This is a genomic window from Sodalis sp. C49 (genome assembly GCF_046352915.1).
GTDB lineage: Bacteria > Pseudomonadota > Gammaproteobacteria > Enterobacterales > Enterobacteriaceae > Acerihabitans.
On the sequence record NZ_CP163303.1, the window covers coordinates 2,809,808 to 2,830,170 of the forward strand.

The window sequence follows — 20,363 nt, forward strand, 5'->3', positions numbered from 1 at the left end:
GGGGCTATATCGAACGGATATCAATCCGCTCTTCAGTGAATCGTGACTTTTTCATCGGCACCACCTCCGCTGCGGGGAGTGTTTATCCTGCCGGATTTCCAGTTCTGGGTGGAGCAGAATATTGGGATAGGGTCACCGCTTCAGCCACATCAAAGCGGTGGTGGCGCAGAGTCCGGGCGGCGAGCTCAACCTTCGCATGCGCGCCCCTTACGCCACCGGCCTGACGAAAATCCAAGCTATGCCGGCACTGGAGGATAGAATCCTGGAGTGCGGTGAATCCCATCGAATTCACCGCCATTTCCGGTTTGTTAGATTCAGTCCATATTAATATCGTCTTCCGATATTCACGAGGCCTTTGTCTGTTTTAGACAGAGAGAATTTCCGTAAATACCTCTTTGGGTATATCCATCCTTGATGTTCCACGGCTGTTTTTACGATTCTCCCGCTGGTGTCTTATCATTCGCTGTTTGGCCGACACGCTACCGTTAAATCCGGATGCGAGCATGTTTTTGCGTAAGGGGGGAATATCCACACGGGCAATCGATTTATTATTGACGATGGCCTGAGCCGGTACAGGATAAAGCCGACGCGGCATCAAATTTTTTAATTTGTATAGCACACCGGTTCCGCGTTCGAATGCTGTATCGGTATGGCTAATAAATGTCAACGCATCAACGGGCTGGGCGTCGATGTGAATATCGACTCTAACCAATTCAGATCGTCTGTAACCGTCATGTTGATAATCCAGCGTCGCATATCCCTGGCTTGCGGATTTAAGATGGCTAAAAAAACCATCAATCATCATGGAAAGAGGCATGCGGTATTCGATGAACACATCCCCCGCTGGCAAATACGTCATGTTGACATAAGATCCCCTTTGTTTCTCACACAGTTCCAGTACACGTCCGGCGTAAGCTGAAGGTGTTGTGATGAGAGTGTGCATGAAGGGTTCTTCGGCATAGAGCAACATGTCGTCTGAAGGGAAGAGGGCCGGATTGTCAATTTCAATCGTGCTGTGGTTTTTCAGCGCACAGCGGTAAATGACCGCCGGTGCAGTGGTAATCACCTCTAGGCGATATTCTCTTTTAAGCCGCTCTTGAATAATTTCCCTATGCAGCATCCCGAGAAATCCACAGCGAAATCCTGCCCCCAGCGACTCTGACACATGCGGCTCAACGTATAGAGAAGCATCATTAAGTTGAAGTTTTTTAATGGCGCTGCGTAGAATTTCAGCATCACCCTGCACGTCAGGATAGATACCACAGAACACCATGGGTTTTATTTCAGTGAATTTTTGCACCAACGCAACGGCAGGAGCCTGTGAATGGGTTAATGTATCTCCGACATTAACGGTGCGAAGGTCTTTTATCGCACCGGTGATATAACCAACATCACCGGCTTGCAATACGTTCGTTCTTGTCATTTCAGGTACAAAAAAACCCGTTTCAATAACGTCAAATGACTTGCCGCTGGACATAAACATCAGGCTGTCACCTGATTTCAGTGTGCCATCGACCATCCGAACATGCAGGATGGCCCCACGGTAGCTGTCATAATGTGAATCGAAAATAAAGGCTCGGAGCGCACTGTTTTTTTGCGTATCAGGTTGGGGAAAAATACGGGGAATTGCGCAAAGCAAGGCTTCAACGCCCTGACCCGTTCTTGCCGACACGCTCATTAGATGTTCGAGTCCCAACCCTTCTATCGCGGCCAATTGAGAACTAACGCGGGCAATATCGGCCAACGGGCTGTCAATCTTATTAAGGACCGGTAATATTTTCAGCCCATGTAGTCTGGCGAGGCGCAGGTTGGCTAGTGTCTGGGCCTGAATCCCCTGCGTGGCATCGATCAGCAATATCGCCCCCTCACAGGCAGAAATGCTGCGGGAGACTTCGGCAGAGAAATCGACATGGCCGGGAGTATCGACGAGGTTGTATTGCCATGTTTTACCCGCTTCATCCTGCCAGAGCATGTGTACCGTTTGCAGCTTTATGGTAATGCCTCGTTCCCGCTCAATATCCATTGAGTCCAGGATCTGACCTCTCATTTGACGGGTCATGAGCGTTTTCGTGAGCTCAATCATACGGTCAGCAAGCGTTGATTTGCCATGGTCAATATGGGCGATAATACAGAAATTACGAATATTTGCGATGTTCATGAAGGGTGGCCTTGTATCACTGTGGATAAAATCCACAAAAAAACTGGCACTTCTAATTGAAGTGCTGAGATTTTCTGTAGCGCTGTCAAAGCGCTTTTTCGATACAATTTTTAGCCGTGATTATTTTAATCCCAAAAAACGCTTAGGTCTAGATTTAACTCTCAGGAAAAAATAGTTGTAAAGGTATAAGCTAGGCAAAAAAAACCCATTCTCCTATTCCAGTGGGAATGGGCTTTTAGTGAATTTTTTGCATATTGGTGGTAACGCTATTATTCAGCGGTATTTCCCTTGGTTCAGGAGCATTACGGTTATTGGCCATTATAGGCCCTCATGCCCTCCGATGAAAAATTGAGGCGATAACTAACCTGACACAGAGGATAATGAAGCAGAACTATTAAAATCGATAAACATAACCAATACCAAGCATAGTCTGCGTCGAACTATCAACCAATGGGCTGTCCTTAATCGCCGAGCCAAATAATGTAGCGCCCGCATCAATAAATAACATATGCCGTACAGCTGGGCGATAATCCAATCGCACGCCAATATCGACGTTAGCTGTTGACTTGCCTTCGTAGAACTCTCTGCCGGGACGCGTTTCTGCTGATTTAACGCCATAGTAATAATCGACGAATTTACTGTCTACCCATTCGATGCCTAGCCTTGGCGTGATGCCAAAAGCACCCGAAGAAAAACGACGGTCGATGGCGAGTTTTGCCCGATAGCCTTCGCTATATCCTGACATGTCCGCAAGTACCTCGGCGGATAAGCGGGCAAATGTCGTATCATAAGTCATGGCCCCGCCGGCCCAAATACTCCCCTTACGGTCGGCCATGCCTTGCAGAAAGGGTGAATCGTCAGCATCATATCCATCTCCGGCGTATCGTGCCCGCAAACGCATGGAAAATGAATCTGTCGAATATATTTTTAAATCGACACGAGGCACCGATACATCGAGCCAACGGTTTTCATATGAAATGATAGGAATTGGCAGCACCTCAGGGTCAATATCCCGATAGGCTTTTTGCACCACGGCGGCCCCTATCCCCAGACTCAATCGTGAACTTTTGACCTCTGCCGGATTAGCTTCCAGTGCTGCTGTAGGTGGTATCCACAATACGGAATAAGCAAATGTTAACGCCAGCGTTATTCTTGAATATTTTATTTCAATTAAGCGTGATTTGATTGTATTCACAGTCTGTTCCTGCAAAAAGTAATGGAGAGGCTAACTGGCTGGTTACTCCGGAACGTCGCGCACATAGGCCCGAATAAATACCTCTACCGTTCGTGAAACCATGGCCGTGATTTTCTCGTCATCAAGTTGGGTTATTACATTGTATAAGCCTGCCTCGCTCACCTCAGACAACAGCAGTCCAAAATAATGGCAAGCAACTACATGAGGATCGGCTTGGTATAGATATCCTCTATCAATAAGGGGTTTAAAGTAATGCTCCAGGTGCTGTATTACCCGCGCAGAACCTTGTTGGTAAAACAAACGGCCTGTTTCCGGGTTGGTGGAAGCCGCAATCATCATCCGCCGCACGGCGAGAACCTGCGGAGTATGAAAGTGGGTAAGAATATATTGACCGAATCTGATCAACGCCTGCCTACAGTCCGCTTGATTGTCCGGGAAGGCGAGTGCGTCGACAAAATTAACCGAGTTATTATCAACTTGAGGCCCGTTACCGCTGCGATACAAAAAATTGATCATTTCGCTGCCCTCGCCCCGGGAAACTTCCGTTATCAACGCAGAAAATAACGATTCCTTAGAATCGAAATAGCGATACAGCGTCGATTTTGCGCTACCCGATCTCGCGGCGATGGTGTCCATGCTGGCCTGATCAAAACCAACCTCAAGGAATACTTCTTTTGCGGCCACCAGAAAGGCGTTACGGACAGTTTCTGTTTTGCTTCTGGGCATATCTACTCCTCAAATCTTGTTATGCTGATAAATCAGGTTATCCACATCATAACGAAACGATACTGTTTCGTTTCGTTATTGTCAATATCTCTCCCGCTCTCTTTTATGTGATGGTGGTGATGGCTTGGCAAGGGTAAGCGCAGCGGCCCACTGGTCAGCCCCCTCGGCAGGCGTTCCCAAGAGCCGTACCGCAAATCTTGTGCTACTTCCGCGTCGTTTCTATCCGAAACAGCTTGTTTTGATTGCCCAGTAAAAACATCTCTTTATCCGTTTAGCTGTCGCTGGTTAAACTTAATATCGGGCTGTCGTTGTGGTATGGGTCGGTATAACGATTGAACAGCAGGAGATATATGATGGGTTTGATAAGGAGAGTACCCCTGGCAATCGGTATTTTGTGTGCCGCGCAAGCACATGCTGCAAGTAGTGCGTCGGGAAAATCGATTGATGATTTTATTTTATCGGGCGTGTCTCTTGAGCACAGCACCTTTAAAAGTGAGCCGGCGTATAAAATGACGATGCCTTCGGCGCAGATACAAAACCCGGCAAAAGAGCCGCTTTCCGACCGGGACTTCATGGCCTGGCTGCCGGTCGATTTCGCCGATGGCGTGGTGGAAGTGGATGTGGCGAGCCGGTTAGTGGCCGATGCGCCAGCCTACGCCCGGGGCTTTATTGGATTGACTTTCCGCATTGACCGCGATGGGCGATTTGAAAGCATCTATCTGCGGCCGACAAACAGCCTTGCCGAAGATCAAGTTCGCCGTAACCATAGTGTCCAGTACGTTGCCTACCCTGATTATCGATTTGACCGGCTTAGAAAAGAATCACCGGGCAAATATGAGAGCTATGCAGTACTGGATCTGGAACGATGGATACACATGAAAATCGTGATTTCAGGACAAAAAGCAGTGCTGTATCTCGACAAAAAACCACAGCCGGCTCTTATTGTGAATGATATGAAACTGGGCGCAAATCAGCGCGGCGGTGTCGGCGTTTGGCTCGAGTCCGGCACCATTGCCTATTTTCGCCATCTGAAAGTGAACGCGTTACCATAATAATATGAGTCTGGGGTCCATTTAGCGGTCATCCCTGATCTCATTCCCCTGAGTTTTAAAAATAAATTTGCTCAGTACAACTATAATAATAGTCATTACTGCTTGATTTTATGGCTTAAATCAATAGGTTTGATCGGCCGTAAGACAATGTGGCAATAAATTCGGCAAAAATAGGGGATTCCGCAACTTGGGGGGATCCAGGGGACTCGTCACTCGCCGTCTCAGTAGCTCGAACCCGGTATGGCATACATAAAAATAGGGTTTTGACGTCTACTTAAAATCACACTGTAGTTATGTAGACACCAAAACCCTATAAACATAGCATTAGCGTCCACTTATGAACCGCTCAACTGCGCTTCGAAAATTGACCGAATGGGGCAAACAGGGGCGTTATGTCTTTACCCTTGCCGACCAGAGAATGGCATGCGCGGTAGCGCGTGACATGGCAATTAGGGCAACGGGGGACCGGCAAAAGCCGGTCCCCCAGAGGCACCCCGCTGTACCGAAGGGTTCTATGCGGTTTCCCGCGAATCCATCGGTATTTCTTATTTGGTAGCGGCATTGATGCTGTCTGGTGTATTCAGTTTCAGCCGCATCAGACAGGTACAAGGCCACTGATTTTCACCATTGGCGAAGCGCGGGCTCCGCCTTATCTTTTTGCCGCCAGCCAAACCGTATGCCCCGAACAGTGGGGATCTTCCGGCACCATGTCGATGACATCGAAGCCATGCGCATCCAGTAGCGCGCGGTATTCTTCCGGCGCCAGGCTCGCATGGAACAGCGGCTCGCCCTCAAATTGTCCCATTGCGATCCCCTTCCCTGGGCCGCTGGTAAACATCAGCGCGCTGCCCGGGTGGCTGTGCCGCGCAAAGATCGGGAACATCTTTTGTTGGTCCCGCTGGGTGAGATGGAAAAAACTGTCCCACGCAATCAGGCCAGCAAAGGTTTCGCCGAGCGCCAGCTTGCGCATATCCAGCGCCAGCTTGCGCATATCCAGCGCCAGCCAGCGCTGCGCGGGAAAACGCGCGCGGGCGCGATCCAGCATCGCGGTAGCGCCATCAATACCGGTGAGCTGAAAACCCAGTTGAATAAAATACCCGGCAATGGGCTGACCATTACCGCAACCGATATCGAGAATGTGCCCCTCCCCGCCGATCGCGGTGATGAACTTATCCAGCCAGCTTTTTTCAACGAGCGTGCGCGAGCGCTGGCGGGCAAAGGCATCAGCATGGCGCTGGTAGAGGGAAAGAATATTTTTTGCCGCGTATTTGTCCACAATCCCCCCCCCCCGCTATTTTCATTTTTACAATTCCGCTCAGGCAATGCTTCCAGACGTCCTGGAGTGCTCAAACGCGCTTTAACCCGCGGTTTTCCCGTTGCGCGAAGAGAGCCATGCCGGCTATCATCGCCGCCGCAAAGATGGCCCCCTTGAGTGATCCTGTGCCCAGTAAGACCAAGGCCGGTCCGGGACAAATACCCGCCAGGCCCCAGCCGATGCCAAATAAAGCCGCGCCGCCAATCAGCGGCTTATCAATCCGGCGGTTATCGGGGAGAGACAGTGTCTCGGCAAAGACCGGGCGCGAACGTTTTTTTACGGAACGGAACGCCAAAAAACCGACGCTGATGGCTCCCCCCATCACAAACGCCAAAGACGGATCCCATACCCGGGTGATATCAAGGAAGCCAATGACCTTGCCTGGATCCGCCATACCGCTGACGAGAAGCCCGACGCCGAATAATAACCCGGCGATCAAAGAGAAAAACACGTTCATTGCCGTCTCCGGATGGGTGCAATCACCGTAAATACCCTCTCAGCCAAACGGTCACCGCAGCAACACACATAAACGTAACGGTGGCCGCCAGCGATCGCGGCGATAACCGTGAGAGGCCGCAGACCCCGTGACCACTGGTACAACCTGACCCGTAGCGGGTACCGATGCCGACCAGCAGTCCCGCAATGATCAGCAGAGGCCAGGACGCGTCGACGGTACTTTCAGGCAGTGGGGAAAATTGTTTATACACCAGCGGGGAAGCGACCATGCCGAGCAGAAAGGCCAGCCGCCATGCGCGATCGGCGGTTTTCAGCGATAATAAGCCGCCCAGGATGCCGCTTATTCCGGCGATCCGGCCGCAAAACAGGATCAAAACCCACGCCGCCCCACCGATCAGCAGGCCCCCGGCAAAACTTTGCCCGGGGGTGAAGTGCTGCATATCAATGATCATTGCCCACGCCCTCCTCTGCCGGTCCCGGGCAGTAAAGCTGATATAATGTCTTGAGTAATACCACGATGTCCGGGTCGCCTATCCGATAAAAAATCTGTTTTCCTTCACGGCGCGTGGCAACCATTTTTTTTCTGCGCAGGACGCCCAGTTGCTGGGATAACGTCGGCTGAACTATCCCCAGCGCGCTTGCCAGCTCGCCGACCGAAGACTCATGCTGACTGAGGTGGCATAACAGCAGCAGACGATCTTCGTTCGCCAGTGATTTTAATACGCCAAGGGTTCTGGCGGCGGCTAACCGCATCCTTTCCCGCTCGCTCCGGTGGTTCATCTGCTGTCGGACGCCTTAAGGTATAGTTGTTAACAATTTATAAATTAATATAATATTATATTGTATATCGAGATGAAATAGCCAGCCTCCTGATGATCTTCCGGCGACAGCCGCCTTGCTGTGTCCCGGCTGTTATCGCCTTAACACCTCTTCCACGAAAAGCGCAAACTGTCTGGCTTTCGCACTGGTCATCCGCCCTGTGGGAAATACCGCCCACACATCAATATCCGGCAGCGACCATGCCTCCAGCAACCGACGGACGCCGCCGTTGGCCAATTCCCGGGCAAACATCCAGTCGGAGGCGATGGTGAGCCCCATATGCGCAAGCACGGCGGCGCGGATGCCTTCGGCGGCGCTGAGGCGCACCCGTCCCCGCATAGCGACGGAAATGTCGCTGCCGCCGCGGGTAAAACGCCAGACATCGCTTGTCTGGCTAAAACCAATCGCCTCATGCTCCGCCAGATCGGCGGGCTTTTCCGGCTCCCCGAACCGGGCAAGATATTCCGGCGTGGCAAGCACCGAACGACGGGAGGTGGCCAGCCTGCGCGCCACGGCGTTCGAATCCGCAAGCCGGCCCATGCGCAGGGAGATGTCGATACCTTCGGCAAGCAGGTCAATGGGCCGGTCATCCAGAATGAGATCCACGCTCAGGGCGGGATGTTGCGCCATAAATTGCGGCAAATGGGGAATCACATGCAGGCGGGCGAACGTCGGCGCGGCGGAAATCCGTAAATTGCCAGTCAGACCCGCCGCGGCCCCCTTGGCAGCGATATCGGCTTCATCCGCCCCCTCAATAACGACGCGCGCGCGTTCGTAATAGCGCAACCCCGCCTCGGTGGGCGTCAGGCCGTGGGTTGAACGCAGCAGTAAACGCACCTGCAGCCGCGCCTCCAGTTGCGCAATGGTTTTCGAAACCGCCGGCTGGCCGATATTTAATATTCTCGCCGCGCCGGAAAAAGAGCCGGCATCCACCACTCGAATAAATACGATCATCGCCTGCAGCCGATCCATATATTCCCCCTGGGAATGAGCGTTATCGCTTCGTGCCATCTGCCATTCCTGCGTAGTAATAGCAGATACTCTGTCCACACGCTAGCCCACAACGTACGGAGAGTTGCCATGTACCACCTTTACGCCTTCGCCACGCCTAACAGCGTCAAGGCCGTCATCATGCTGGAGGAACTGGCTCAGGACTATCAGCTGCGCCCCATCAACGTGAAACAGGGTGACCAAAAGAGCGATACGTTCCTCGCACTGAACCCCAACGGTAAGGTGCCGGTACTGGTGGAAGCCGGTGCCGAAGGGAATGAACCGCTGGTGCTGACCGAGTCCTCGGCCATTCTGGTTTATCTGGCTGAAAAGCACGGCCGGCTCTTGCCGAACGGCGGCGCCGAACGCGCAAGGGTCTTCGAGCAGCTGTTCTTTCATGCCTCGGCGCTGAGCCCAAGCTTCGGCCAGGCGGGATTTTTCAAACGCCTGGCAAGCGAGCCGCAACCCCTGGCGGAGCTGCGCTTCAGTACCGAGGCCGAACGGGTTACCGGCCTGATGGATAGGGTGTTGCATGAACGCCGGTTCGTGGCGGGCGACATCTACAGCATCGCCGACATTGCCCATTTCGGCTGGTTCTGGCGGCGCGAATTCGCCGGCGTCACCCTGGATGGCTATCCCAATATCGCACGCTGGTACGACCAGATGAGCCAGCGTCCGGCGGTCCGCCGCGCCATTACACGTCTCAACGCGCTGGTACCTCAGGCCTGATTTCTCATTACCGGAGTAATAAACCATGTTGCATTTTGAAGACTATCGCCATTCATTTCCCAACGCCCGTTTGACACGCTCCGCCAGCGGCGTACTGGAAGTGACCCTGCATACCGATGGCGATACGCTGCAGTTCAACGGCCATACCCATGAACAGTTTGTCGATCTTTTTCATGACATCGGCGCGGATCCGGACAACCGCGTGGTGATCCTTACCGGCGCCGGCGACGCGTTTATGGCAACCATCAGCGCCGAAGGCTTTGATTTTTTCACACCCCGCGGCTACGACAAAATATTCCGCGAAGGCAAAAAAGTGCTGATGAATATTCTGGATATCGAGGTACCGATGATTGCGGCGCTTAACGGCCCGGTACGCCTGCATTCCGAATATGTCCTGCTGGCGGATATTGTCTTGGCCACTCCCGCCACGGTATTCCAGGACAAACCCCATTTCGACTTCGGCATCGTGCCCGGGGACGGCGTCAATCTGCTCTGGCCGGAAGTTATCGGCAGCATACGCGCCCGCTATTTCCTGCTCACCCGGCAGGAACTGGACGCCAAGACTGCCAAGGACTGGGGCGTGGTAAATGAAGTGGTGCCGTCGGGCGACCTGCTGGCCCGTGCCCATGAGATAGCCGAATCGCTCGCCGCCCTGCCCCCGCTCACCGGGCGCTATACGCGCATCGCCCTAACGCAAAAACTGCGCCGCATTGTCGATGACGGGGCCGGGTATGGCCTGGCGCTGGAAGGCATCAGCGCAGCGGACGTCGCGCTCGCCATGGCTCGGCAAAACTGACCCCGCTATTTATAGCGATGATTTCGGTTCTGGTCATGCCGTCGGCGGACGGCCCCAGGCGGTCCGCATAATCACTTTTATGCAAAAAGGAAAAAATATGTCGCTGCAAATGAAACTCGATGCGTTCAAAGCTGATTTCGAGGCGGGAAAACCGCCGTACAATATGCCGCCAACCGACATTGCCGTCATGCACCGCGCCACCGCGGAGCTTATTGCTTCCGGCGCCGCGCAACGGGCGTTGCAGGCCGGCGGTAAAGCGCCGGCCTTCACCCTGGACGATGCCGACGGCAACCGGATATCCTCCGTTGAGCTGCTCAAAAAAGGGCCGCTGGCCATCACTTTTTATCGCGGCGTCTGGTGCCCCTACTGCAATATGGAATTACAGGCATTGCAGGCCGTGCTGGACGATTTTTACGCGGCGGGCGCCAGCCTGGTGGCCATCTCCCCGCAAACCCGGGCCAACAGCCGCAAATCCGTCCGCCAGAATAAACTGGCATTTCCTATCCTGTCCGATGGTGAAAATAGCGTAGCCGCGGCATTCGGCCTGCGCTTTGCGTTACCCGATTATCTGATTGATCTGTACAAAAAGCTGAAAAACGATCTGCCCGCCTTCAATGACGATCCCGGCTGGACCCTGCCCATGCCGGCACGCTATGTGGTGGCGCCGGACGGCACTATCGTCTATGCCGAGGTCAATCCGGATTATACCCGCCGTCCCGAACCGCGAGATCTGCTGCCCGCCATACGCCGTGCAAACGACCGCGCCTGATCACCAGCAAAACCACCCCCGCGCCAGGCGGGGCAGGAGAAAAACGATGTCACGCACATTTCTTATTACCGGCGCCAGCAAAGGTATTGGGCTGGCGCTCTCGGCACGGTTGGCCAGGGACGGCCACCAGGTGATAGGGGTAGCCCGCACCGCCCCGGCGGAAGGTTTCCCCGGCCACTTCGTTGCCATGGACCTCAGCGAGGCTGAAACGGCGAGGACGGAATTTGCCCGCCTTGCCGATCGCTTCCAGATTGACGGCGTGGTGAATAATGTCGGATTGGTCAGACCACAGCCCCTGGACGAGGTGACGCTGGAACAGCTTGCCGAGGTGATGCGGGTCAACCTTTATCCGGCCATTATTGCCACGCAAGCGGCGCTTGCGGGCATGAAGGCGCGCCGCTGGGGACGTGTCGTGAACATTTCCAGCCTGACCGTCCTTGGCGCCGTCGAACGCACTGCCTATGCCGCGGCAAAGGCGGCATTGGTGAGCTTCACGCGCACCTGGGCACTGGAAACGGCCACAACCGGCATCACCGTGAATGCCGTGGCACCGGGTCCGACGGAAACCGCGCTGTTTCGCGCCGGCAATGCCCCCGGCAGCGACGGCGAGCGCCGTTACCTTGCCGCGGTTCCCATGGGCCGCTTCGGCAAGCCTGATGAAATTGCCGCCGCGATTGCCTTCCTGTTGTCGGAAGATGCCGGATTCATTACCGGACAAACGCTGCACGTGGATGGCGGCGCTTCCACGGGAAAATCCGCGTTCTGAGGGAAAAGGCAGCCGCAGTAAAACCCGCGGTACGGGGAACCAACGCGTTGTCTTGCCGACGAAATGTTGGCTATCACGACGGGCGATGGTCCGTACTGCCGCGTATCTGCCTGTCAGCGACGAATTCATTACAAATAGAAGGCGGTTACGCGTTCGCGGCACGCTGAAAAAACAGGCCCCCTTCAGCGCTAAACTTAATTCGGGAGGGGTTTTCGTAACGGTGCGCCAGGGACCGGATTTCAAAGGTCAGAGGGTGAAAATACGCGTTCCCGGAATACTGAGCGCAAAATCGGCACCGAAGATTTTCGCCGGCGTCTGAAATCCGGGTTGGCCGGCGCCGGTAAGTACCCGTTTCGCGGCTTCGACGGCAGCGAGCGGCGTATAGGAATAGCCATTGACCGTCTCGATGACGGCATAATGGCTATCGCCGCCGGCGCCCGTAATTTCCACCGCCGCGCGGGCGGGATTGGCTGCGCGCTCTTGCGGCGAGGGGCCATCGGGCAAGCGGGTTAAGTCCCCTGAAGGAAAGGCGTCGCCGCTAACGTGGACATACATTTCAATGTTGGGGATGCCGGTTGAATGCCAGGCAGTGACAAGATCGCCGAAAGAAAACGGCATGCATGCTACTTTCCCCGCGCCAAAATCGAAAAAGTCGGTTTCCGCCTGTGTTTTGGTCATCAGCGACCCGTTAACCCTGGCCAGCAGGCCAGCGCTGATAATTTCCCCGGCGCTCACCGCCGATCCGCGCGACATGGCGCCCGCCACCTGAAGCGCGATTCTCAGCCGTACCGGTTCGCGGACCTTTACCGCAAGCGTCGCCGCGAGACAGTCGGTCGGCACCACATCCCAGCCCACGCCGGGCATCAGCATGCTCCCGGTCCCGGCAGCCAGGTCATGCAGTGACTCCGCCAGCCGGTAGACATTGATTTCAGCGGTGATGTCCAGGTAATGGATTCCGCGTTGTATACAGGCCCTCATCAATGGTTCCGCCGTGCTGGCAAATGGCCCGGCACAGTTCAGCACCACGCTTATGCCGTCCAGGCTGCGGGAGAGGGCCTCGCCGTGTTGTAACGCAAAGGCGGCGGCGCCGACGTTTAATATCTGGGCCAACTCAGCCAGTTTTTCTTTATTTCTGCCGGCAATGACAACGTCAAGACCGGCTGCTTTTGCCTGTTCGGCAATCATGCGCCCGGTATAACCGGTGGCGCCGTATATAAGTAATGTTTTCATGATGGGTTGTGCTGCCAACTTTTGTAGACGAATTCCAGGGTATAGCCGTCGGGATCGATAACACCGGCGGCATAATAGCGGGGATCATAATAAAGGCGCGCGCCCGGCGCGCCGTTGTCGGCGGCTCCCGCGCGCATTGCCGTAGCATAGGCCTCGTCAACCATGGCTTCACTCTCGGCGACGAAACCGACATGCGTGCTACCGCCGGCGGCGGTCCCCGCGCGCAGCCAGAAAAAAATACGCCCGTTCGCGCCAAAACCCTTGAGATCGGGATGCCCCGGCGGTCCGTCGCGGCCGTCATAGTCCACTCGCGTCCTAATGCCGAGCGGCGCCAATGCCGCGGTGTAAAACGCCACCGAACGATCGAGGTCGCTCACCGATAAAAAGATATGATCGAGCATGAAATCTCCTCAAACCATTAAATAGGGTAGCCGCCGGCGGCGTCGGCATGATGATGGTAGGTGAGTATCACACCCATGCCGCGCGCCGCGCACTGGATTGCCGTACTGGCGCCGATACCGCCGCTTCCGCCCGTTATAAGAATAACTTTCATGATGTTTCCTCTCTCTTTGCCAGCCATGACGTGAGAGTAAAGGAAGGACGGCACAAGCGCTTCCGTGTTCCTGCTCGATTCTTACCTGTTTCTGCTTTATGCTCTTTTTAAATACCGATGCCGAGGATGTGGGACATGGCGTTGCAATCCCAGCTTGACGAGCTGTGCGGCCTGGCCGCACATGCCAGTCACTGGCGCACGGAAACCGGCATTCCACGCGTGGCGATGGTGCAGGGGAATGTTCCGCCAGCGGCGCTTGCCGCGGTATATGAGCCCATGGTCAACCTGATCCTCAGGGGAAGCAAAACGATGACGGTGGGAGAACGGGTCTTTAACTATGACCCGGCCTCGTATTTTGTGATGTCGGTTGATTTACCCGCGGTGGGCGCGGTTCATCCGTCCGCGACGGGGGAGCCCTATCTGGCCGTGAGCCTGACCATAGAACCGCAGCGTGTCGCCGCCTTGCTGGATGATTTACCGCCCTCGGCCCTGAAAAACAGGCCGGAAGGCGGTTTTTCCGTCGCCTCCGTGACGGCGGAACTTCTTGATGCCTGGGTCAGAATGCTGCGCCTGATGACCACCCCTGACGACATTGCCGCGCTGGCCCCGGGCTATGAACGGGAAATTCTTTACCATGTGCTTAAGGGACCGCATGGCTGGATGCTGAGGGACATCGCCTCGCCGGGCACCATGCTGGCCCGTATCGGCAATGCCATCCGCTGGTTAAGGCATAATTTCGCCGAAGAGTTTATCGTTGCGTCATTAGCCGAGCGGGAGGCGATGAGCGTCTCGGCTTTTCATCGCCATTTTAAAGCCGTCACGGCCATGAGTCCGTTACAGTATCAAAAGCGCGTGCGGCTGCTTCATGCCAGGACGATGTTATTAGGCAGGCAACAGAGCGTCACCTTTGTTGCGCAGGAAGTGGGCTACAAAAGCGTTCCCCAGTTCAACAGGGATTACGCCCGCATCTTCGGCCTGCCGCCCCTGAAGGATGTGGCCCAGTTGCGCAAGGTTATCCATGTGCGCGAGAACCATTAGGGAAAACAGACATTCTGCAATAGCGCCCCGAATAGCGGCAAAAGAGCAACAATGCCCTCGGCAAATAAAAACCATCAATAGCCAGCCCTTCTATGAAAGTGACCCCGGCAACGGCGAATCAGGCAGGGCCTGATTCGCCTGCTTGCATTTTCAACGGCACTACGGGATTCTAATCGGCGCTGGATGACGTTTTGGAGAAATCATGGCAAATCACTATCGCGACATTTTGGCCACCCCCGGCGTCGTGGGCTTGGCCGTCGCGGGTTCCATTGTCCGCCTGCCGCAGGCGATGGTAGGCATCGGTATCATTACGATGTTGGTGCAGCAGCGGGGGCTTTACTGGCTGGCCGGCTCGGTGGCGGCCACCTTTACGCTGGCGAACGCGCTTATCGGCCCCCAGGTATCGAAACGCATTGATCAACACGGCCAAAGCCGGGTACTGCCCATTGTTACCGCCTTCAGTATTACTATGCTGCTGGCGCTGATGATTGCCGCCCATATGGTGGCGCCCGCTCCGTTGCTGTTTATCCTTGCCGCGCTGGCCGGTACGATGCCGAACATGCCCGCCATGATAAGGGCGCGCTGGACGGGGCTGTTTCGCGGCAAACCGCAATTACACACCGCCTTTTCCCTTGATTCGGTGCTAACGGAACTGGCCTATATTGTCGGCCCGCCGTTGGCCATCGGCCTGAGCACCGGCCTTTTCGCCGAAGCCGGACCTCTTGCCGCCGTCTTGCTGTTGGCGGTGGGCATGACGGCCTTTCTTTTGCAGCGGCGCACGGAGCCGAAGGCGACGATGAGCGACGGCAAGAGCGGGATCTCGACACTGCGCTTCCCCGGCCTGCGTATCATCGTGCTGGCGCTGCTGGCGATGGGCGTGATTGGCGGCTCCATCGATGTGGCCGTCGTTGCCTTCGCCAACGCGCAAGGCTGGCCGACGGCCGCCAGTTTCATCCTCGCGGCCTACGCATTCGGATCGATGACCGCCGGCCTGGCGTTCGGCGCGTTAAGGACTGCCATAGCGATTGACAGGCAATTCCTTATTGGAATACTGGCGACGGCGCTCACGGCCGTATTGCCCATTCTTTCCCCGGATGTCTATATCATGATGGCAATGATCTTTGTGGCGGGCATGTCCTTCGCGCCGACGATGGTCATCGTCCTGAATCTCGGCACCATTATTTTGCCGCCGTCCAGGCTCACCGAAGGCCTGACCTGGATGACGACGGGCATCAGCGTCGGCGTCGCGCTCGGCGGCGCGCTGGCCGGCCAGATCATCGACGCCTATGGCGCGCGGGCAGTATTCAGCGTGGCCGTTGCCGCGGGGCTGGTTATGGTGGTCGTCGTGCTGTCCGGCCTGGGCACGCTACGTGCCGCCTCCGCCACGCATGCCAGGCTGACCTTCCCCTGCGGATGACAGCCGCGCATAGCGTGTCGGCGCCATCCCGACGTGGCGCGTGAACGCCACGCTGAAAGTACTTGCGGAGCTGTAGCCGACGCGCTCCGCAATCTGGGCAATGCTGCCCTGCTCACGGCGCAACAGATCCTTGGCGATCGCCATGCGCCAGTTAAGCAGATATTCCATCGGCGTCACGCCCACGGCGCGGCTGAACCGCTCAAAGAACGCCGAGCGCGAAAGCGCCGCCGCCTTCGCCAGCTCCGCCACCGTCCAGGGATAAGTCGGGCGCTCATGCATCGCCCGGATCGAGACCGCGAGGCGGCAGTCGGTCAGGCCATGCACCAGGCCGGGAGACGCCGCCGTGCCCGCGGTCGATCGCAGCGCTTCAATAAGCAGCACCTCGATCAGGCGCGCCAGCACCACCTCGCGCGCCGGGCGCTGCTCGCGCGTTTCCTCGCTCACGAGTTGCACGAGGGTGGCCAACCGCGGCTCGCCGCGCACGTGCATCAGCTGCGGCAGCAGCGAAACCAGCAAGGCCGCGTCCGGCGAGCCAAAGCTGCAATGGCCCGCCAGCATGCGCAGGTCGGCCGGGCCTTCCTGGCGGCCAATCCTGAACCGGCCCGCGCCCAGCTCGACGGGCAGCGTCTCGGTGCCGGCCGGTGGCGGCACGGCGCTGGACATCGCCACGCCATAGGCCGAGGGGATGAGGGCGAAGTCGCCCGATTGCAGCGCGATCGGCGCATGCCCGTCCACCGCGAGGCGGCACGCGCCCTCAAGGATCACGCAATAGAACGGCTCTCCGGCGGCTGTACGACTGATGGCCCAGGATCCGGCGCCGGCGACCACCTTCGCGAACCCGGCGCCCGGCTGCAGCAAGGTCACGACCTCGGCGAGCGGATCGATCATATCGGACTCCTGCAAATGAAATATGGACTTTTGATTGTAGCGAGTACGATCCCCAGCGTCTATTATCGGGACATCGCCACCCACTCAGTAAGGAGTTTTTATGAAGACAGTCCTGATCACCGGTTGTTCGTCCGGTTTCGGCCTCGAAATCGCCCGCCATTTCCTCGACCAGGGCTGGCGGGTTATCGCCACCATGCGCACACCGCGCGAAGATATCCTGCCGCCTTCCGAACACCTGCGCGTACTTGCCCTTGACGTCACCGATCCAGAGAGTATTCGCGGGGCCGTGGCGACTGCCGGGCCGATTGACGTACTGGTCAATAATGCGGGCGTCGGCGCGGCGGCGCCCCTGGAAAGCATGCCGATGGCGACGGTGCGTGAAATCTTCGAGACCAACACTTTCGGCACGATGGCCTTGACCCAGGCGGTGCTGCCGCAATTCAGACAACGCAAGAGCGGCGTCGTCGTCAACGTTACGTCGAGCGTCACTTATAAGGCGCTGCCGCTGCTCAGCGCTTACCGGGCGAGCAAGGCGGCGGTAAATGCGTTCACCGAGTCGCTGGCCGCGGAGGTCGAACAATTTGGCGTGCGCGCCCATCTGGTGCTGCCGGGCCGATCGCCCGAAACCCGTTTCGCCGATAACGCGCAGCCCCATACGGAGGGCCTTGACCACGAGGCCTATGCCGAGCTGGTGAAAAACCTGTTCGCGTCGTTCGGCGAGTCCGGCCCAATCACCTATGCACAGGATGTGGCGCAGGCGGTATGGCGCGCGGCGACCGACCCCGCCAGCCCAATGCGTATCCCGGCAGGCGCCGATGCCATACTCTGGGCCGCTGAACAGTAACCAGATGGCCGAAACGAAAGCGCGTTGGCGCCATCCGGCCATAGGTTGCAGTATCTGAGGCTTTGGCAGCGCAGAAAAATGAACAGGCCGCCCGGATGATAAGGATTTTCTGTGGCGAGCCCAGCTTGCACGAAAACAACGGCCGGGCATGTTATAGATTATCAACGGCGGGCAGAACGTTCACCCGCCGTTACGCTATGGGTCCTTTACAGCGGACGCTGACGCTCGGTCACCGGGCGGGGCTGCGTGCGGCGCCCTACCATGCCCATGACCCCGGCCAGAACCGCTTCGACAATTAACATAAAGAAGGTGAACCAGCTGGCTTTAGCGGTAGCGGCCGCCGCTTTATCACCCGCTTCACGGGCTTTTTGCTCCGCCTGCTGTTTCAGCTCTTCATATTTTGCGCGGGCTTGCTGATAACTTTTTTCCGTCTGATCGACAATCTGCTCCGCTTCTTGATCGCTTTTACCGGTTCGCGCTTTAATGATGTTTTTCAGCGCATCGCGATCGGCGGCCTGGAAGGTGGTTTCATTGCGCTGGATCAGCCCCTGAATAAATTGAGCGACATCCGTATCGGCTGTCTGCGGATGATTAGCGGTATCAGACGCCTGATTTTGGGCATTATTAGCCTCGCCCTGGGCTTTATTTTGCAGATTCTCCGGCTGAAGCTCCGGTTTACCCGTCTGGCGCAGTGTCGTTTCAAGTTCATTTTGCACGCTGTCGAGATTAATATTATTTTCCGCCAGCTTATCTTTCGCCATTTGTGTTACCGAAGGCGCGGCGGCGGATATTCCACTGCCGATGGTTTGCAAACCGGTGCCGGCAATACTCATGGCGCCGCTCATGGCGTTATTCAACACGACCAGAAGGAACCAGGCGCAAATCAAGGTATTCACACCGAACATCAATAAACCATGCAGCGCCCCTTCGCGCTGGGCCAGACGCCCGCTGGCATAGGCGCCCGCCGCGATAGCAATAAGCATGCTGGCTCCGGTCCAGATGGCCGCGCCGGTGCCCAGGCCGTCAAAGGGGTTATTTTCTTTCAAGGGATCTATGGTGCTGGCGCCGACGGCCGTACCCAGTATGGCCAACAGTAAATAGACCACCATCGAAATAATGACACCAGCGAAAATGGCACTCCACGAAATACGTTTCAACGGGACACCGGTTACCGGCTCAACCCATGTCTCATGGTAATTATCGGATGTAGTGATTGGTCTTTCGCTCATGTGAAAATCTCCCTTTATCGCTAAACTTCTCATGGTGTAATCGCAGTTCAGATTGAGCAGAATCCTGCGTTCGCCCGCCAATGATTGCCTTTTTTTGACAACCTAACATTAGCTTTTTTAATGTTAGTCATATAATGGCAAATGCACCAACAAATCTTTACATAACTTAGCCAAAGCAGGAATTGTTGATAAAAACAGCGTTAATTACTGTCCACGGTCAAATGGCCGCACGCCCCTTGTGCAGGATACATGTTATTAATCAATTGATTACTTTGAATTACACGAACCGGTTGCCGATGTGGCCAAATAATCCAGCCTGACGACACCGCGGGTTTGTTAGCCATAGCGCTGATTTTTAAGCCCGTCCGGCAGTAATGAAGGACAATGCCGCCAGGTTTACAGACGGCGGATACATAAGTTTTTAACGCCGCCCCGCCAGGGCGGCGGGTTCGGCGTCAGGGCGCCAAACTACCCGGGCCAGACCGATGACTCAGCCGCGGGCAGCGAAGCGCCGCTGATGGGAATTTACTTATGCAAGCCGGGGGATTTATCGCTGGCAAAACGGTTCGCGTCATTTTTTTCTACATCGACTTCCTGGCGGCGCACCGTATCCCTTACCGTTTCCACGCGCTCGTTCACTTCGCTGCGAATCGCCGCCTCTTCCCTGACCCGCGCCGTTTTATTCACCACAGGCTCCTCATGGGATTCCTCGATATCAATGGTTTTTTCCGACCAGTCGACATCGCTCAGATACACCGGTTCGTCCACCGCGCGCAGGACAACATCCGCATGCTGGTCATATAACGAGATATCCTCGGCCACTTCATCTTCAATGGTATAACGGCGCACGCGTACCGTACCGTCGCTGACCTGATGCTTACCGATCTCCACCTGCTCCTCGGCCAGCTTCAGGGACTCGCGGTTTTCCGTTTCCAGCGCCCCGCCGGTCGCCACCGGGGGGATGGTGCCGGCCGCGCCCGTGTCCACGCCGGCGCTCGCCGTACGGCCATAAACCGCGCCGGTATCGCCTGGCAGCCCGCGATTGTAGGCCGGGGTATCCGTGTTGCCGGAAGAAACGTAATCATCCGCCAACTGATCCAGCAGCGTTTCTATCCGGTCGGCATCTTCTTTCGGCACACGCACCGTCAGCAGAACCCCGCCGGTTTGCACGGCCCGGGTATATTCAGTGGCATAATCATCATCGACATCATCGCCAAACAATCGCTGCCAGAAGCTGGGATGGCGAATTTCCTTGTCTTTTACCCGCAGTCTTTCACCAGAAATGATATCGATATTATGTTCCGCAATACCTTCTGCGATCAGTTTCTCTTTCGCCACTTGCGCCTGCTGTAACGCCTTAAAAGCGGTCACTATTTTTTCATGGGCCATAGTA

The 20,363-nt window shown here is 56.0% G+C and carries 22 protein-coding genes; 8 read left to right on the plus strand and 14 right to left on the minus strand.

Annotation, left to right across the window (positions count from 1 at the left end; all coding sequences use genetic code 11):
• Positions 1 to 364: 364 nt before the first annotated feature.
• The 3 genes from lepA to ABUK12_RS12745 form a co-directional block, all read right to left on the minus strand.
• Complete coding sequence (lepA, locus tag ABUK12_RS12735; protein WP_410012182.1) at positions 365 to 2,158, minus strand: translation elongation factor 4; 1,794 nt, start codon at positions 2,156 to 2,158, stop codon at positions 365 to 367.
• A gap of 394 nt (positions 2,159 to 2,552) precedes the next feature.
• On the minus strand, positions 2,553 to 3,353 hold the full coding sequence (locus ABUK12_RS12740; protein ID WP_410012183.1) for a MipA/OmpV family protein: 801 nt from the start codon (positions 3,351 to 3,353) through the stop codon (positions 2,553 to 2,555).
• A gap of 42 nt (positions 3,354 to 3,395) precedes the next feature.
• Complete coding sequence (locus ABUK12_RS12745) at positions 3,396 to 4,079, minus strand: TetR/AcrR family transcriptional regulator (RefSeq protein ID WP_410012184.1); 684 nt, start codon at positions 4,077 to 4,079, stop codon at positions 3,396 to 3,398.
• 350 nt (positions 4,080 to 4,429) lie between these two features.
• On the opposite strand from ABUK12_RS12745, the gene ABUK12_RS12750 reads away from it, so the two are divergent.
• Entirely contained in the window at positions 4,430 to 5,131 is a 702-nt protein-coding gene (locus ABUK12_RS12750; RefSeq protein WP_410012185.1) for a hypothetical protein, read from the plus strand.
• Between the two features lie 649 nt (positions 5,132 to 5,780).
• Here the strand turns inward: ABUK12_RS12750 and ABUK12_RS12755 are convergent.
• From ABUK12_RS12755 to ABUK12_RS12775, 5 genes are all read right to left on the minus strand, one after another.
• Complete coding sequence (locus ABUK12_RS12755; protein WP_410012186.1) at positions 5,781 to 6,407, minus strand: class I SAM-dependent DNA methyltransferase; 627 nt, start codon at positions 6,405 to 6,407, stop codon at positions 5,781 to 5,783.
• 70 nt (positions 6,408 to 6,477) lie between these two features.
• The gene (locus ABUK12_RS12760) at positions 6,478 to 6,903 is read right to left on the minus strand and encodes a DUF6691 family protein (RefSeq protein WP_410012187.1); all 426 of its coding nucleotides are present in this window, start codon (positions 6,901 to 6,903) and stop codon (positions 6,478 to 6,480) included.
• A gap of 22 nt (positions 6,904 to 6,925) precedes the next feature.
• Entirely contained in the window at positions 6,926 to 7,354 is a 429-nt protein-coding gene (locus ABUK12_RS12765) for a YeeE/YedE family protein (protein ID WP_410012188.1), read from the minus strand.
• A complete protein-coding gene (locus tag ABUK12_RS12770) occupies positions 7,344 to 7,682 on the minus strand; it encodes a metalloregulator ArsR/SmtB family transcription factor (RefSeq protein ID WP_410012189.1) in 339 nt (112 codons plus the stop codon). Before ABUK12_RS12770 ends, ABUK12_RS12765 begins: the two co-directional genes overlap by 11 nt.
• 132 nt (positions 7,683 to 7,814) lie before the next feature.
• Positions 7,815 to 8,732, minus strand: coding sequence for a LysR family transcriptional regulator (locus ABUK12_RS12775; RefSeq protein ID WP_410012190.1), 918 nt, complete (start codon positions 8,730 to 8,732; stop codon positions 7,815 to 7,817).
• A 69-nt stretch (positions 8,733 to 8,801) separates the two neighbouring features.
• On the opposite strand from ABUK12_RS12775, the gene ABUK12_RS12780 reads away from it, so the two are divergent.
• The 4 genes from ABUK12_RS12780 to ABUK12_RS12795 all read left to right on the plus strand — a co-directional run bounded on the left by ABUK12_RS12780 (position 8,802) and on the right by ABUK12_RS12795 (position 11,771).
• Complete coding sequence (locus tag ABUK12_RS12780; protein ID WP_410012191.1) at positions 8,802 to 9,440, plus strand: glutathione S-transferase family protein; 639 nt, start codon at positions 8,802 to 8,804, stop codon at positions 9,438 to 9,440.
• Between the two features lie 25 nt (positions 9,441 to 9,465).
• The gene (locus tag ABUK12_RS12785) at positions 9,466 to 10,236 is read left to right on the plus strand and encodes an enoyl-CoA hydratase/isomerase family protein (protein WP_410012192.1); all 771 of its coding nucleotides are present in this window, start codon (positions 9,466 to 9,468) and stop codon (positions 10,234 to 10,236) included.
• Between the two features lie 97 nt (positions 10,237 to 10,333).
• Positions 10,334 to 11,005 carry a peroxiredoxin-like family protein gene (locus ABUK12_RS12790; protein ID WP_410012193.1) on the plus strand — a complete coding sequence of 224 codons (672 nt, stop codon included), beginning with the start codon at positions 10,334 to 10,336 and terminating at the stop codon, positions 11,003 to 11,005.
• Positions 11,006 to 11,051: 46 nt separating this feature from the next.
• Positions 11,052 to 11,771, plus strand: coding sequence for an SDR family oxidoreductase (locus ABUK12_RS12795; protein ID WP_410012194.1), 720 nt, complete (start codon positions 11,052 to 11,054; stop codon positions 11,769 to 11,771).
• 246 nt (positions 11,772 to 12,017) lie between these two features.
• On the opposite strand, the gene ABUK12_RS12800 is transcribed toward ABUK12_RS12795, so the two are convergent.
• The 3 genes from ABUK12_RS12800 to ABUK12_RS12810 are packed head-to-tail and all read right to left on the minus strand — an operon-like array spanning position 12,018 to position 13,554.
• Complete coding sequence (locus ABUK12_RS12800; protein WP_410012195.1) at positions 12,018 to 13,001, minus strand: saccharopine dehydrogenase family protein; 984 nt, start codon at positions 12,999 to 13,001, stop codon at positions 12,018 to 12,020.
• On the minus strand, positions 12,998 to 13,402 hold the full coding sequence (locus ABUK12_RS12805; RefSeq protein WP_410012196.1) for a VOC family protein: 405 nt from the start codon (positions 13,400 to 13,402) through the stop codon (positions 12,998 to 13,000). Before ABUK12_RS12805 ends, ABUK12_RS12800 begins: the two co-directional genes overlap by 4 nt.
• 17 nt (positions 13,403 to 13,419) lie before the next feature.
• Positions 13,420 to 13,554 carry a hypothetical protein gene (locus tag ABUK12_RS12810; protein ID WP_410012197.1) on the minus strand — a complete coding sequence of 45 codons (135 nt, stop codon included), beginning with the start codon at positions 13,552 to 13,554 and terminating at the stop codon, positions 13,420 to 13,422.
• A 135-nt stretch (positions 13,555 to 13,689) separates the two neighbouring features.
• On the opposite strand from ABUK12_RS12810, the gene ABUK12_RS12815 reads away from it, so the two are divergent.
• Both ABUK12_RS12815 and ABUK12_RS12820 read left to right on the plus strand, forming a co-directional pair.
• Positions 13,690 to 14,592, plus strand: a complete 903-nt coding sequence (locus ABUK12_RS12815; RefSeq protein WP_410012198.1) for an AraC family transcriptional regulator N-terminal domain-containing protein — start codon at positions 13,690 to 13,692, stop codon at positions 14,590 to 14,592.
• Between the two features lie 202 nt (positions 14,593 to 14,794).
• Positions 14,795 to 16,009 carry an MFS transporter gene (locus ABUK12_RS12820; RefSeq protein ID WP_410012199.1) on the plus strand — a complete coding sequence of 405 codons (1,215 nt, stop codon included), beginning with the start codon at positions 14,795 to 14,797 and terminating at the stop codon, positions 16,007 to 16,009.
• Here ABUK12_RS12820 and ABUK12_RS12825 read toward each other — a convergent pair.
• Positions 15,959 to 16,897 (minus strand): AraC family transcriptional regulator, encoded by a 939-nt coding sequence (locus tag ABUK12_RS12825; RefSeq protein WP_410012200.1) that lies wholly within the window; start codon positions 16,895 to 16,897, stop codon positions 15,959 to 15,961. The two genes, ABUK12_RS12820 and ABUK12_RS12825, sit on opposite strands and share 51 nt — an antisense overlap.
• A gap of 100 nt (positions 16,898 to 16,997) precedes the next feature.
• On the opposite strand from ABUK12_RS12825, the gene ABUK12_RS12830 reads away from it, so the two are divergent.
• The gene (locus ABUK12_RS12830) at positions 16,998 to 17,741 is read left to right on the plus strand and encodes an SDR family oxidoreductase (protein ID WP_410012201.1); all 744 of its coding nucleotides are present in this window, start codon (positions 16,998 to 17,000) and stop codon (positions 17,739 to 17,741) included.
• A 206-nt stretch (positions 17,742 to 17,947) separates the two neighbouring features.
• Here the strand turns inward: ABUK12_RS12830 and ABUK12_RS12835 are convergent, their stop codons facing one another.
• On the minus strand, positions 17,948 to 18,970 hold the full coding sequence (locus ABUK12_RS12835; protein WP_410012202.1) for a hypothetical protein: 1,023 nt from the start codon (positions 18,968 to 18,970) through the stop codon (positions 17,948 to 17,950).
• A gap of 525 nt (positions 18,971 to 19,495) precedes the next feature.
• Positions 19,496 to 20,359, minus strand: coding sequence for a YsnF/AvaK domain-containing protein (locus ABUK12_RS12840; protein ID WP_410012203.1), 864 nt, complete (start codon positions 20,357 to 20,359; stop codon positions 19,496 to 19,498).
• Positions 20,360 to 20,363: the final 4 nt, after the last annotated feature.

Coding starts and splice junctions, on each gene's coding strand:
- lepA (WP_410012182.1), bottom strand. CDS start 2,158: ATGAACATCGCAAATATTCGTAATTTCTGTATTATCGCCCATATTGAC.
- ABUK12_RS12745 (WP_410012184.1), bottom strand. CDS start 4,079: ATGCCCAGAAGCAAAACAGAAACTGTCCGTAACGCCTTTCTGGTGGCC.
- ABUK12_RS12750 (WP_410012185.1), top strand. CDS start 4,430: ATGATGGGTTTGATAAGGAGAGTACCCCTGGCAATCGGTATTTTGTGT.
- ABUK12_RS12760 (WP_410012187.1), bottom strand. CDS start 6,903: ATGAACGTGTTTTTCTCTTTGATCGCCGGGTTATTATTCGGCGTCGGG.
- ABUK12_RS12765 (WP_410012188.1), bottom strand. CDS start 7,354: ATGATCATTGATATGCAGCACTTCACCCCCGGGCAAAGTTTTGCCGGG.
- ABUK12_RS12770 (WP_410012189.1), bottom strand. CDS start 7,682: ATGAACCACCGGAGCGAGCGGGAAAGGATGCGGTTAGCCGCCGCCAGA.
- ABUK12_RS12775 (WP_410012190.1), bottom strand. CDS start 8,732: ATGGCACGAAGCGATAACGCTCATTCCCAGGGGGAATATATGGATCGG.
- ABUK12_RS12780 (WP_410012191.1), top strand. CDS start 8,802: ATGTACCACCTTTACGCCTTCGCCACGCCTAACAGCGTCAAGGCCGTC.
- ABUK12_RS12785 (WP_410012192.1), top strand. CDS start 9,466: ATGTTGCATTTTGAAGACTATCGCCATTCATTTCCCAACGCCCGTTTG.
- ABUK12_RS12790 (WP_410012193.1), top strand. CDS start 10,334: ATGTCGCTGCAAATGAAACTCGATGCGTTCAAAGCTGATTTCGAGGCG.
- ABUK12_RS12795 (WP_410012194.1), top strand. CDS start 11,052: ATGTCACGCACATTTCTTATTACCGGCGCCAGCAAAGGTATTGGGCTG.
- ABUK12_RS12800 (WP_410012195.1), bottom strand. CDS start 13,001: ATGAAAACATTACTTATATACGGCGCCACCGGTTATACCGGGCGCATG.
- ABUK12_RS12805 (WP_410012196.1), bottom strand. CDS start 13,402: ATGCTCGATCATATCTTTTTATCGGTGAGCGACCTCGATCGTTCGGTG.
- ABUK12_RS12810 (WP_410012197.1), bottom strand. CDS start 13,554: ATGAAAGTTATTCTTATAACGGGCGGAAGCGGCGGTATCGGCGCCAGT.
- ABUK12_RS12815 (WP_410012198.1), top strand. CDS start 13,690: ATGGCGTTGCAATCCCAGCTTGACGAGCTGTGCGGCCTGGCCGCACAT.
- ABUK12_RS12820 (WP_410012199.1), top strand. CDS start 14,795: ATGGCAAATCACTATCGCGACATTTTGGCCACCCCCGGCGTCGTGGGC.
- ABUK12_RS12825 (WP_410012200.1), bottom strand. CDS start 16,897: ATGATCGATCCGCTCGCCGAGGTCGTGACCTTGCTGCAGCCGGGCGCC.
- ABUK12_RS12830 (WP_410012201.1), top strand. CDS start 16,998: ATGAAGACAGTCCTGATCACCGGTTGTTCGTCCGGTTTCGGCCTCGAA.
- ABUK12_RS12835 (WP_410012202.1), bottom strand. CDS start 18,970: ATGAGCGAAAGACCAATCACTACATCCGATAATTACCATGAGACATGG.
- ABUK12_RS12840 (WP_410012203.1), bottom strand. CDS start 20,359: ATGGCCCATGAAAAAATAGTGACCGCTTTTAAGGCGTTACAGCAGGCG.